This window comes from Roseateles sp. P1_C6, assembly GCF_056406315.1.
The window spans coordinates 19,642-31,853 of sequence record NZ_JBFUAK010000018.1 but is presented as its reverse complement, the minus strand read 5'-3'; the positions used below and the strand labels follow the sequence as shown (position 1 = coordinate 31,853).

Below are 12,212 nucleotides of genomic sequence, written 5' to 3'. Positions count from 1 at the left end.
GCGGTCGAGGCGCCTTCGAGCTGGCCGGCGTCGACCTCGTGCTGGCGAACCCAGGTGTGCAGCGTCTGCGGTACGCAGCCGATCTTGCCGGCGATGGACTCGATGGCGGCCCACTGCGACGGGTGCTCAGCGCGGTGCTCCAGCACCATGCGCACGGCGCGCTCACGGACCTCAGGCGAAAACTTCGTGGACTTCCTCATAGCTCCATTCTCTTGAGTTGGAGCCTCCTCGAAACCCGGGGCGGTTCAGTTTCGTCGGAAGAGTCGAGAGGAGCCGCACGAACTCTCGCAACGAGGTCGTCAATCAAAGGGATCAACCCGTCGTCATGCTCGGGAAAGCCCGCCGTTACTTGAATCGCAAGCTCAAGCAGGCGAATCGGCCGCGATGCGTCGGTGGCTAAAGCTCGGTTCAATGCTGATAGCCATTTGTGAGCCGCTTGTTTTCCAGCTCCAAGCTTCTCGCTGAGCGGACGGTAGAAGCGGTATGCGGCGCCCACCTCCGCAAGCGTTGCGAACCGGGCCAGCAATGACCAGAACAGGCCATCATCAAGGATCACCAATTTCAGGAAGTCCTTGATGCCTGGGTTGCTGAAGTCAACGCTGCCGCGTGAGATGGAAACCATAGACCCTTCGAGCGGCTTCATTGCTCGGCGAAACCGAAGCGGCTCGATAGGCATGGATGGCACTCCGACTTCCGAGCAAAGCCTGAAGAACGATGCTTCAAGCTTGTCAACCGACATCCAGAAATCTGCGAAAAACAGTGCCTGCAGGACGAGGCGACTATCGGGGCTCAGATGACTCTCGTACGGGGTCTTCCAAAGCACAGATGGATTCGCGAGGACGCTCTTCGCCACCTCTCGAATGGACTCAGACTGAAGTGCTAGGTAGTCGGACCTAGTGATGTGGTCGATCAGCCGAGGGCTGAAGTTTCGATGGTCAATGATTTCGAGGAAATAGTCGTCCTCGAGCAGACTGACCTTCTCAGCGATGGTCAGGTTTGAGAAGTAGATGTGGTTGAACAGGATCTGGGAACGGATGCTCCTGGTGTACTTGCCAACATCAAGAACAAGCTCGTCCAACTTGACTTCAGGGGAGTTCAGCCTCTCCGATTGCTGCTGGGCTTGGCCCAAGAGGTAGTCGCGAGTGGTCAGGATGAACCGGAGGTCCTTCGCCCGCTGCACGCGCTCAAGGAACCGATGGATGCTCTTGTCGGCATCTCGGACTGTTTCGGTGCTCAGGCTGACCTGGCCAAGGAAGTCATCGAACACGACCAATCGCTTCTGACCGGATGAGAAGACTTCCATCGCCTCTTTCAAGTCTTCGACGACGAATACCTGCCACTCCTGCTGAATGTGTAAGCACATTAGCATTCGCATCAACGTGGTTTTACCGACTCCCGGGTGACCGCTGATGATCAGCGACCCTCGCTTCTCAAGAATGGCTTCCGCTTGAGAAACACTCTTGTTGTACACATAGCGAGAGATCTGGCCCTTCACCACCTCGAGCTCGGCGTCCGTGCGGTTGTAGATGCCCGCATGAACGATGCGCTCGAGGGATTCCGTGCTAGTCAGCCATAGCTTGAAGTGACGCCTCAGGACGGATGGGTGTCGACCAAGCAGATTGAGGATGTCCTCCTGATGGAATATGTCCTCTCGCTTCAAGGGCACACCCGACATCGTATCCAGGATCTTGGTCTTCTGAACGTCCGAGATGGATAGCGATGTCGCGAAGATGTAGCGGGACGGACGAAGCTTTCTGACCTTCGCGGCTTCCTTCTTTGCGGACGCGACAAGACTACGCACCGTGCTGTTCACGTAGTGCTTGGCTTGAATGACGGTAGACCGGCCGTCCCTTGAGTATCTGAAGTCGATGCCGCCGTCTTTCCCAGGACCGAAGCTCTCCAGAAGGATGTTGAACTCTGCCTGCAGCAGATCGCGAACCAGTGCCTCGAAGTCGAGCGGGGAGAGCAGGCGAAGGTCATGCATTCGTGGTCTCGTGGTCGGAACCTTCGGATGAAGATTCAGCTAGCAGTAGAGCGAAGGATAGGCGGTGCCGAGCCGCCTGCCTTGCGAGAACATGCATGAATCACATCGACGCACCGCGAGGGCAGGCTCGCAGCGTGTCGACTGCTCGAACAATCACCAGCATCAAGCTTGTTCGCTGGAGCGGCGGCGAATTTCGTGGATGAAGCTGCTGGCCGCTAAGCTGGCGCGTGAACTGAAAGGGTTGTAGCGCCAGTCGTCAAGGAGGGCCAGCCACCGCACGTCTTTGCCTTCAAACGGTATCTCCCTAGCTACCTTGCTCGGCATCGAACGCCCGTTGACGGCATGCATGGATCGTTGAAACATGCCGATGCGGGCAGCAGGTCGACCGCTTCTGCAGCCGCCGCGATGGGCGCGCACCGCTATGTGGAGCGGCGCGAAGCTAGAAGGAGTGGACGCCATGAAGGAGATACGGGTGCGTTGGCTCTTAGGTCTTCATGAGACCGAGGACGGTAGGCCCCTAGACGGTGGCATTTGGTTCCCGGACACGCCGGAGAACCGCCGCGACGCGGAGATCATCATCGAGAGCGGCTGCGAGGTCGCTGGTGAAGGCAGTCACTGGCTCGAAGAGCGCGAGGCGTAGTCCCTGGGTGCGCGGAGCAGTTGTTCACGAGGCGGCACTGAAGATACATGCTGATCAAGGGGCGATGTAGGCACACGTACTTTGGTCAAACGGGCGCCGCAGCTATCGCAGCCTCTCACAAGCATTTCCCACCAAGCCGCTCGGCTGGCTAGCGGCACCGGGGCTTTCCATGAATGTGAGGCTTGCAGCAGTCGAAGTTGCCTTCGCAATGTCGTCGCTAGGGAACTTGGTTAACGTTTTGAGCCCCGTTGGCCATCAGGCCTTTAGGGCTATCGCCGCCGAGCTCGTCCAGGGCAAGCCTGCAGGGGTGAAGGGCTGCACGGATGACCCCAAGCGAATCAACCTAGCCGGGCGTCGGCTACGGCTACGACATCACGCTTAAGCGCACCCTCGTGTTTCTGACACTTCCGGGGGGCCGTCCAGGGCCCAGAACAGCGGAAGCGATATCAGGCATCGCTTCCACGCCAGCGCCCGAGCGCCAAGCGCGCCCGCTTGGCTTCCTGATCCCAACGGAAACAATGGCTTACGCAAGGGCACCCGGATCTCTTGAATGGCTCCCACGAACTGCTACGAGGAGGAGACACAGCCCGTAGGCGCTGGGCGCTTGCTTCCAAAACGGAGGGCAGCTGGCTAGCCTTCCCATACACCGCATCTGTGTTGAATCAAGTACTTAGCTCGCTGTCGCCGGCGACGACCATTCAATGTGATCCATCCGCACCGCTTTGAGCACCTTGTTCGCGACGCGACCTTGCCCACAATGTCCTCAAGGTCGACCGGTTGTTGGCGGCCAAAGCAAGGGGACTGATATGGCCGAAGTCATCAAAGCGCTGCTGGAAAGCCGAGAGAAAAAGGCTCTCATCCTGGACCGGGTGAAGGATCGCGGCGCCTTCCCGACGCTCCTGGCCCTTCTTCTCTTGATGCTGCCGGCCATCATCTTGAGCTCAGCCGTTGCGCTGGCAATCGCCAGGCACCTCTGATGGCAAGTTCATCGACCTCTTCGCTGGATGCGGAGGAATCGCGTTGCGGTATCCAAGCCAGGGCCGCCGGGCTCACCTCGCCGCGAGTGCCTCAAGCACCGCTTGCAGTGCCACGGGCCATTCCAACCGCTCTTGCTCAAGGCGCCTTGATGCGCCCCAAGTTCCAGCGATCAGGCCCTCATAGACCTGTTTCTCGGCTTCGTTTAGGAGCGAGCGTTCAACGCCTTTTGCTTGCTCGCCTTCGGCAACAAGTCGATCGAGGTGAGCGGTCAACGTCGCTTCGTCCATCAACACAGAACGCACAGGGCCAAGAGTTTTACGCGCCAACGCCAAGATGGAATAACCGTACGTGTCGATGTCGCCCCAGTACACCACCGGTACCTGGTTGAGCCACGGCAATTGCTGAATGAGGGGCACGGAGTTGCCGAGCTTGATGATGGCTATGACACCTGGCACGTCCGGCAAGCACAGGCCGGTGTCCCTGTTCTCAACGACGAGCAGTTGTTCCGGCTTCAGCTTCAGCTGCGCCAAGTCCTCTATGGTCGACTCGACATCTCGGAGGCCGCCAAGCTGTTCACGCAGAGCGGGGCACAGGACGATCATGCGCAGCCTGGTGGCGGGACGTCGCAGGCCGCAGACCTCGTAAAAGTCTGAACCCATCTCCTCCAGTTTTGCCTCTTCACTGCCGGCTTCGTCGTCCGGTAGTTCAGCTGGAATGCTCGATGGTCGCGTGATGCGCTTCAGCAAATCCGCCACGATGCCTTTGCGGCGCCTGTCGACCCATTTGGTGTCAATGCCAGTCACAGGGAGCTGGCGCAGGTACAGCCCAGACTTGGGGTTGGCTATGAACCAGTCTAGGAGGTCCAGCAGCCGAGAGAAATCATGCTCGTCGTAGGAGCCCAGGCTCTCGTAGTGGGGGCCGAAGCCGGAGACGGCAAGCGCGGGCCAACGTTCGAGCATGAGCTCACGCCGATGCACGATGCGGCGCCACTTGGCGCCTTCTCCGCAGTGCTCCGCCACGGATGCCGGTGACGGAAAGCTCAACGCTTCTGGAAGAGTTTGCGGTCCAACGCTGCTCCACGCGACGGTGGTGGTGAGGAGTGCTGGGCCTGTCGCACCGGCTCCGTTGGTGGAGTGGGTGTCTCGCCAGGCTCCCCAAGCCGAAGACCATGTCTTTACAGCATCGGGCCTTGCCAGCGCCATCTTCTGGGTGGGCCGCCCGAGCGGCACCTGCAGCGGCCAAACGCCATGACCATCAAGCCAACGCCATCGCTGGCGCAGGTAGCGTTGCTGAACCCATTGGGCGACGTCCTCAGGGCTTTTCATCGTTCGCGCTGGAGCCGTTGATCGACCTGAAATCTATACGCTCGCTCTCTACGTCGTAGGGAAGGGCGAGCGCTCGAGAGTGCTTGCGGTCTTTGATGTGGATGTAGACGGCGCCGCCCACGTAAGGCTCAATGGTCATCACCGACTTGATAGGTGTGGCGATGATGAGTTGGAAGCCGAACGACTTGAAAATCTTCATGGCCGCGTCAGTGAAGTCCGCATCGGCTTTGTCGAATGCCTCGTCGAGAAACACGGTGGCGAAGGTCGGCAGGAGACGGCCAGGGCCTCCTAGCTGGTAGCGAAGGGCTGCGGCCAGGCAGGTGGCCGTCAATTTCTGCCGCTGGCCGCCCGACTTGCCGGCGCCGCTCCGGTGAACTTGAACTTCTCTGCCGTCTTCATCCAGCTCGCGAGCGATGAACTCAACGTGTAGGCGCACGTCCAGCGCCAGCTTTCTCCAGCTGACTTGCTGTGGGTCCTGACTTGCAAGCCGCCTGACCAACTTCTTCATCGCCTGAAACCGCGCTTCCGCTTCCTTGTCGTCCATGCCAAGAGACTGGCTCAGGGCGGCACGCAGATCTGCCTTTAGCTCTTGAGCCTGAGGCGGCGTGTGCTCTTCGACTTCGATGAGCAGGTGCGTTCCCTTGTTGTACTCGGCGCGCGCCAGGCTCTCGTTCACCGTGTCCATGCGGTCAGAGATGTCCTTGCGTTCCTGCTCCAGCTGGTTTGACAGGAGGGCCACATGCTGGTTGCTTTGTTCGCTCAGCAACTCCCGGAACCTGACCTCAAAACGAGGGAGGTCATCGACCTGAAGGCGGGTCAGTTTCGCGTCGTACTCGTCATAGCTGGCCAGCGTGGGGTCGAGACCCTCGGCCTCGGCTTCCCACTCCTTGTTGTAGTCCGCAAACTTCTGCTCAATCCTGTGGTGCAGCTTGGTTATCTCGGTGTCCAGCTCGCCCAGCTCCTTGCCCAATACCTTGTCCACGTAGCGCATGTCTTCCGACATGGACTCGATGGTGGGATCGCGTTCACCGGCGTCCAACCTTGCGTGCACAGTGGTGCGCTGCAGCGGCGTCGGCTCAATCGTTGGAAAGGCAGCGGCCTTGTCCATCGCTTCTTTCAGGATGTTGAGCTTGACCCGGACCTCTGCGGTCTTTTCGTCTTGGGCCTTCTTGGCATCTTCGGCTTTCTTCAGGGCATCCCCGGCCTCCTTGATCTTGGCTTCAAGGATGTCCAGGTCTGGGCTGCTCGCGCGAAGGTCCCTAATCTGTGCTGCCAACTCAGCCGCACGCAGGGCCGAGCTTGCATGGTCGATCTCTTCCCAGCTGAAATTCACGAGCGTCTGCCAATGCAGGGCTCGAGTGACTCGTGCCTGTTCCTTGCGGTCCAGCTCAAGAAGTTGAGCTTTCACCGTATCGAGCTCCAGTCGGAGCTCCGCTTCGCGGTCTTGATAGGCCTTCGCCTTTGCACGGCTGTCGGCTCCGAGAACCCAGTTGCGGGCGTCGTTGACGGCCGAGCGGTCATCCTTCTCATGCCGCTTGTTGTTAGCCTTGAACAGGCCGCCACGGGTGATGCCAAACGAGACGCCGTTCAAGTCTTCGGGGCCTTCAACGAGCTCGGCATCGAAGTACTGCAGCAGCTCATCCTGGACCCATCGTTGGAAGTCGCCCTGCGATATCGCGACCTTCCTGAAGAGACCATCGGGTTTCGGTGCAGGCATCCGGCCGTTGTGGGGCAGCATACGTAGGTAAACGAGACGCCCATGCAGGTGCGTCGCGTTGACGAACTTGGATACCGGCAGGTACAGGTGTTCAGGCACCAGCAGCGTGCGAGAAAACCCCTTCAGAACCCGCTCAATCGGGCCTTGCCACCCCTTCTCGGCAGGCATGACCTCAATGAGTTCGCCAGCGAAGGGCAGGGCCGACTCATCCAGCTCTAGCGCGTCGGTAATCCGCCTGCGCATGTTGCTTAGCTCAGCCCCCATCTTTGAACTGGGTCTGCGAGCGAGCGTGGCGATCTCGGCAAGAACGGCCTCGTGCTCTTTCTTGCGTTCGTGCTGCAGGACGGCCAAATCCTGCCGTTGTTGCGAAAGCCCATCCTGCCCAGCAAGTGCGGAAGGTAGCTCTCGGCGCCCCTGGGAAGCTAGCTCGGCGTACTTCTCCGACTGAACCGGCATTGTCAGGCCCAGATGCCTGCACGCATCGGCCACCTTGGTGTGGCGCTGCGACCGATCGGCCTGCTCTTGTTCAGCAGCTCTTTGGCTCGTTTCCAGAGTCGTGAGCTGCTGACCGCCAAGACCTTCTCGGCGCTGCTTGTGTCCTTCCAGGGTCGTTCTGGCGGCATCGACCTCCTGCTGTCGGAGAGCCTCGCGACCTTCCTCAGCTTGGCGCCTTGCCTCCAACGACTCCTTGCGCTCAAGGCGAAGCGTATGAAGCAGCTCAGCCGCGACAAGATCGATGCCTGTGCGCGCTTCCTGAAGGCTGCTGCGCGCAGCGATCTTGGTTTCGCGCTCTTGATTGAACTCTCGTGCTGGGAGCAGGGTGGCAATTTGCCTCGCCGCGGACACGACTTCGTTGTGAGCGTTCTCCAGCCGACCAAACTGGCTCACGAGCTCCTGGGCCATCTCATGCGTCTTCGGCTCGTCCAGCATGAAGTCGCGCAAGAAGTCGGTCAGGCTGCCCAGGTTCTTTGCGGACTGGGTCTTGTGCAGAAGCTTGAGCGCGTTTTCCGTCTCGATGCCCAAACGCGAGCGCATGCGCTCCTGGTAGACAGGGAAGTCCGGGGTATCCCACGCGTCGACCAGGTCGGCCTTGAAGCGGCGGACGTTGAACCCAGACTCCGGAAAGAACTCCAGCTCCGAGAGCTCAAACAACCGGTCAGCCACGATGTAGCGCTTCTCGACCTGGCGAAGCTCGTTGGATGTGCCCTTGATCCAGTAGACGTGGACAAGGGTGACGGTCTCGTCGCGGCCGTTTCGGTAGACCTCGGAAATCGCCGCCCAGGTGGGTCCAGGACGCAGCTGCTGTTGAGCGATTTCCCCTGTGCCTGCCGTTTGTTCACCCCAGACACCGCGCAGGTAGGTGAGGGCGTTTCGGTCCTGCTTGCTTTCGCTCTCGCGCGCGGCCACGTTGTAGTGCAACCAGCGGGGCGGCGTCAGCAGCGCTGCATGAGAGTCGAAGATTGTCGATTTTCCGGAGCCAGAAGGCCCGATGAACAGCATCCCCTTCTCGGAGACATCAAGCTTGAGCAGACCGTGGAACGTTCCCCAGTTGAAACTCTGGATTCGCACAAGCCGAAACTGCTCCTGACGCTCGCGCTCGAGGCGCGTCGTATCGACGGGCGGGCGAGATTTGGATCCGAGACCCACGCTGTCGGATGAAGGGAACTCTTGCGGAAGCGAAGCATTCATGGTCACTCCAGGATGTCGGTTTGATCGTCTTCTGCTTCGCCATCGACCTCACCATCGCCTTCGCCCTCAGCGATGCCTCGTGCGACGGCTTCATCCATGGTCAGTTCGGAAGACCCTGGGGGCGCGCTCTTCAGGGCCGCGTAGGTCGCCGTCAAAGCTTGGATGTCTTCTGACGTGAACAAAAGCTTGAGCGTCGGGGACACCTCAAAGCGCGCGTCGCCGGATTTCAGCGGCCGGATGAAGTTCAACTTCTTGCACTTGTCGACAGCCCCCTGTGCTTGCCGGTCGAAGCGCGCCAGGTCGGTGTTTCGCGCCTGGTCGAAGAGCGAGAGGTGCTCCTTCATTTCTTGACCAGAGACGACAGCGCGTTCGTTGGCTGAATCTGCCTCTGTGAGCCGCTGCCGTAGGTAGAGGACGAGGGCCGACTCGATAAGAGTCAGCTGTTGCCGGCGCAGCAGGATGGGGATGCTTGTCTCCCCTTCGTCAGGGACCTGCCTGATGAACGCGACCTGTTGGCCGATGTCCACAACAAGGTCCAGGAAGATGTTGTGCAGAAAAGCCTCGATGGCCTCACGATCGCGAAGCAGAACTGTCCATAGCGCGCCTTGCCTTCGACCGTCGATGCTCGGGCCGTTCAGCAGGTTGACCAAGCAGCGTCGCGTGTCCAACCTCAAACTGCCCTTGTCCCCGTTGAAGAGCACGGTGGTGGACGGTGTGGGCGCTTTCTCCGGCTCGTCGTCGCCTGCTGAAGCTATCCAGTGCGCTACGTTCGACGGTAGGTTGGCTGGCGCCGCTTCATCCGCCAGGCTCGGCCCGTTGCCCATCTCACCGGCGGGTTGGAGGGGTGGGCCGTCGGCGCGCAACGGTTCACTCGCGAAGCTCATCAATGCACTCCTTCGAGAAGTAGAAGAGCGGAGCATCCGCTCGACGCCAGACGTCGTCTCCGCCTTTCCAGCGCACAAATTCGCGGTGCTCGGTCGGGCTGGCATGGCGGGTGGCAAGCTGGAGGTAGCCCACCACCGAACCAAGACCTTGCTCAGCTGGGTACTGCTCTAGCACCTGGCCGATGCTGACGTAGTCGTCGCTCTGGCTCAGGATGGCCAGCAGGTTCTGCTTGAGAGAGCGCATGTCGATTTCGGAGCGCTGCACAAGGTCCTCAATGTCTTCGAGGCGCGCATCGCTAGACTCGATTTCGGTCATGGTTCCGTCCACGACGTGTTCCGCAGGATCGTGGAGCGCCCACTGCGACGCCGAACGAACGGCCGCGCTTGTGCGGGTCAGGTGAAAGTCAATCTTCTGCATTGGCCTGACCTCCTCAGCAAGGGAGATTGCAGAGGTCAGCGCCAAGCGAAGCAGGGAGACGAGTCGGCGCTGCTCCCTGAACTCTCGGCTGCGGACGAACGATTGCAGGCTTGAGGCAAAGCTCGCCTGGACCGAATGAACGTTGCCCGCGCCCTCGACCATGCGGTTCTTGAGTTTGGTCAGCGATCGGCGCTCAGAGGGTTCCAGAGCTGCCAGGAACGGACGCTCAGAGACCTGAGCGAGGGCGGCTTCGAACTTGGATGACGCGGCGTGGTTCGTCAGCAGCCGCCAGAAGGCATCGAACGCGCGGCCGGCCTCCGTCTGCTTCACAACGTCGATGCCATCAAAGATTCTCTGAAGGATGTTTCCGCGGGCGCCATCGTTCTCGACGAGCTCGCGACGAAGCTGCAGATTGATGGTCGTGAGCAGTTCTTGGACGCGGACGAAGTCACCGAGCAGTTCATCCGCCTGGGAAAGAATTTCCCTTGCTCGCTCGGCGGCGCTGGCCGCCGTCAGCTGGGAGACGTTGCCCGCCCGCACGCTCTCGATCTCTGCTTCGATGCGCTCCTTCTCTGCTTGCAGCCCAGCAAGGCGAGTTTCAGGATTTGCATCTGTCTCCTCAGCCAGCGTCTGCAGGAGCTGGACAACGGACGCAAGGCGGCTCTCCGTGGCCGTGGCCCTTGGACGGCTCAGGCGAAGCACGTACCGGATGGCATCAACGGCAGGAGCGGTTAGCTCCACCATCTCCTCGGCAGCGCCGGCTGGAAAGTTGCGTCTGAGCCAGCCCAGTGCAATCCAGTCTGAGGCGTACTCGCTGGCTGCCTTGGGCAGATCAGCCCCCGCTCGGCGAACAGTCTCAAGCTGCTTGTGCAAGCGCTCATGAAAGGCTGACGTGGGTAGCGTGCGTTCGGTCAGGAATAGGACATGCAGGCAAGTGCAAATCGCAGGAGACTGCATCGCAGCGAGAAGGTGCCAGGCTGGCTCCTCGCGTCGTGCACGGAGGTCTTCGTAGAGAGCGAGGGTGTCTTGGGTGCTCACAGTGGCGCCGATTGTTTGCCGCCACTAGCTCACCGAGTGAGCTAGGAGTGCGCTAACTTTGCCCCCGACGGGCGCACCAACCCCTGTGTCTGCCATTCTGTCCTCCCTGCCTCTTGTGAAGGCCAAGCTAACACAGCCACTGCGGACAAGGGAGAGCGGAATCGCTCAGTCGCAGCAGTACGAGAAGCGCGACCGGTGCAAGGAGCGTGCTGCTCGACGCCGGTGGATAGGACGCCTTGCACCTTTGGCCAACCTCAGGACAGTCGGTGACGCTGTTCGATTCCCTCGGTGCAAGTGGTTCCGCCACGACCCGCAGGTCGTTCCTGTGGCATCGTGAACTGGGCCAAGTTTCTGTCGGCGCGTCTGTGAAGGCTGATCTGCGGCTGCAAGCGGCGGCCGATTCCAACGTTTCGCTGTTGCTCTGACCTAACAGTGCGTTGGTTGTGCGCGCTAGAGGTTGCTTCGTACGCCGTCGGCTGCTGTACTAGCTCCGACCGCGTGGCGGTTTCGTGTTCACACGATGAGGAGGAAGCATGCCGTCAAGAGCAAAGAAGGAAAACACGGAGCGGATTCACAAGATCCTGAGCATCGTGCGCCACAGAGGCGGCGCGACGATGCAGGATCTTATGCAAGAGCTCGAGGTGTCGCTGTCAACGATCAAGCGCGATATCGCCGTGCTTCGTGATCGCATCGACTGCCCAATCGACTTTGACCGCGACGCAAACAAATGGGTAATCCGCGATCTACCAGGCGGGAAGCGGTTTGAGCTCCCCGGACTGTGGTTCAACGCTAGTGAGCTCTATGCGCTCCTGGCAATGCAGCACCTGGTAAGCGGCGTCGAGCCGGGGCTGTTGGAGTCCCACCTTCAGCCGTTGAAGCAAAAGCTTGAGAGCCTGCTTGGTGAATCCTCGGCCGCCGCGAAGGACATCAAGAAGCGCGTCAAGCTCATCCACTTTGCTGGCAGGCGCATCGAGGTGAAGAACTTCGAGCTGTTGACCCAGGCGGTTCTCGAACGGAAACGGGTGGTGATGCGCTACTTCAACCGCGACAAGAACGAGGAGACCGAGCGAGAGGTATCGCCGGTGAGGCTGGTCCACTACCGCGAAAACTGGTTGCTGGATGCGTGGTGCCACCTTCGCAAAGAGCTACGCATGTTCGCTTTGGACGCGATCCAGGCAGTGAAGCTAACAGAGAAGCCCACCTTCGAGGTAAGCCAGGAAGAGTTGGACGAGCACTTTCGGAGCGGCTACGGCATCTATGCGGGCAAAGCCGACAAGCGCGCTGTCCTTAAATTTAGTCCGGCTCGTGCCCGCTACGTCTCTCTGGAGCGCTGGCACTCGAAGCAAACCAGCAAATGGCTGGCGGACGGTAGCTACCACTTGGAAGTCCCGTATTCCAAGGATCAGGAGCTGGTCACGGACGTGCTGCGGTTCGGTGCCGACGTCGAGGTCTTGGCACCGCCAGAGCTCCGTCAACGGGTGGCGCAGCAGTTGAGCGCCGCAGCAGATCTGTACTCATAGCCTGAGGTTTTATCCAGGT

Annotated in this window: 11 protein-coding genes; 4 read left to right on the top strand and 7 right to left on the bottom strand. The window is 60.2% G+C overall.

Going from position 1 to position 12,212, the window contains the following annotated elements:
• From AC1D29_RS28920 to AC1D29_RS28910, 3 genes are all read right to left on the bottom strand, one after another.
• The coding region (locus tag AC1D29_RS28920; protein WP_477903542.1) for a transposase at window positions 1-200 on the bottom strand (200 nt) is incomplete at its 3' end.
• On the bottom strand, window positions 197-1,984 hold the full coding sequence (locus AC1D29_RS28915) for an nSTAND3 domain-containing NTPase (protein WP_477904125.1): 1,788 nt from the start codon (window positions 1,982-1,984) through the stop codon (window positions 197-199). The genes AC1D29_RS28915 and AC1D29_RS28920, both read right to left, overlap by 4 nt.
• Window positions 1,985-2,146: 162 nt before the next feature.
• Window positions 2,147-2,332 (bottom strand): hypothetical protein, encoded by a 186-nt coding sequence (locus AC1D29_RS28910; RefSeq protein ID WP_477904123.1) that lies wholly within the window; start codon window positions 2,330-2,332, stop codon window positions 2,147-2,149.
• A 109-nt stretch (window positions 2,333-2,441) separates the two neighbouring features.
• On the opposite strand from AC1D29_RS28910, the gene AC1D29_RS28905 reads away from it, so the two are divergent.
• Both AC1D29_RS28905 and AC1D29_RS28900 read left to right on the top strand, forming a co-directional pair.
• Window positions 2,442-2,624: a hypothetical protein gene (locus AC1D29_RS28905; protein ID WP_477904121.1), complete on the top strand. Its 183-nt coding sequence runs from the start codon at window positions 2,442-2,444 to the stop codon at window positions 2,622-2,624.
• An 806-nt stretch (window positions 2,625-3,430) separates the two neighbouring features.
• Window positions 3,431-3,601: a hypothetical protein gene (locus AC1D29_RS28900; RefSeq protein WP_477904119.1), complete on the top strand. Its 171-nt coding sequence runs from the start codon at window positions 3,431-3,433 to the stop codon at window positions 3,599-3,601.
• Between the two features lie 72 nt (window positions 3,602-3,673).
• Here the strand turns inward: AC1D29_RS28900 and AC1D29_RS28895 are convergent, their stop codons facing one another.
• The 4 genes from AC1D29_RS28895 to AC1D29_RS28880 are packed head-to-tail and all read right to left on the bottom strand — an operon-like array spanning window position 3,674 to window position 10,673.
• Window positions 3,674-4,927, bottom strand: a complete 1,254-nt coding sequence (locus tag AC1D29_RS28895; RefSeq protein WP_477904117.1) for a Wadjet anti-phage system protein JetD domain-containing protein — start codon at window positions 4,925-4,927, stop codon at window positions 3,674-3,676.
• A complete protein-coding gene (locus tag AC1D29_RS28890) occupies window positions 4,914-8,333 on the bottom strand; it encodes an ATP-binding protein (protein WP_477904115.1) in 3,420 nt (1,139 codons plus the stop codon). The genes AC1D29_RS28895 and AC1D29_RS28890 overlap by 14 nt, the downstream gene beginning before the upstream one ends.
• Window positions 8,334-8,335: 2 nt before the next feature.
• Window positions 8,336-9,217, bottom strand: coding sequence for a DUF4194 domain-containing protein (locus AC1D29_RS28885; RefSeq protein ID WP_477904113.1), 882 nt, complete (start codon window positions 9,215-9,217; stop codon window positions 8,336-8,338).
• Window positions 9,201-10,673 (bottom strand): DUF3375 domain-containing protein, encoded by a 1,473-nt coding sequence (locus AC1D29_RS28880; RefSeq protein WP_477904111.1) that lies wholly within the window; start codon window positions 10,671-10,673, stop codon window positions 9,201-9,203. The genes AC1D29_RS28885 and AC1D29_RS28880 overlap by 17 nt, the downstream gene beginning before the upstream one ends.
• A 266-nt stretch (window positions 10,674-10,939) precedes the next feature.
• Here AC1D29_RS28880 and AC1D29_RS28875 point away from each other — a divergent pair, with 266 nt between their 5' ends.
• Complete coding sequence (locus AC1D29_RS28875; protein ID WP_477904109.1) at window positions 10,940-11,098, top strand: hypothetical protein; 159 nt, start codon at window positions 10,940-10,942, stop codon at window positions 11,096-11,098.
• A 108-nt stretch (window positions 11,099-11,206) separates the two neighbouring features.
• The gene (locus tag AC1D29_RS28870) at window positions 11,207-12,193 is read left to right on the top strand and encodes a helix-turn-helix transcriptional regulator (RefSeq protein WP_477904107.1); all 987 of its coding nucleotides are present in this window, start codon (window positions 11,207-11,209) and stop codon (window positions 12,191-12,193) included.
• Window positions 12,194-12,212: the final 19 nt, after the last annotated feature.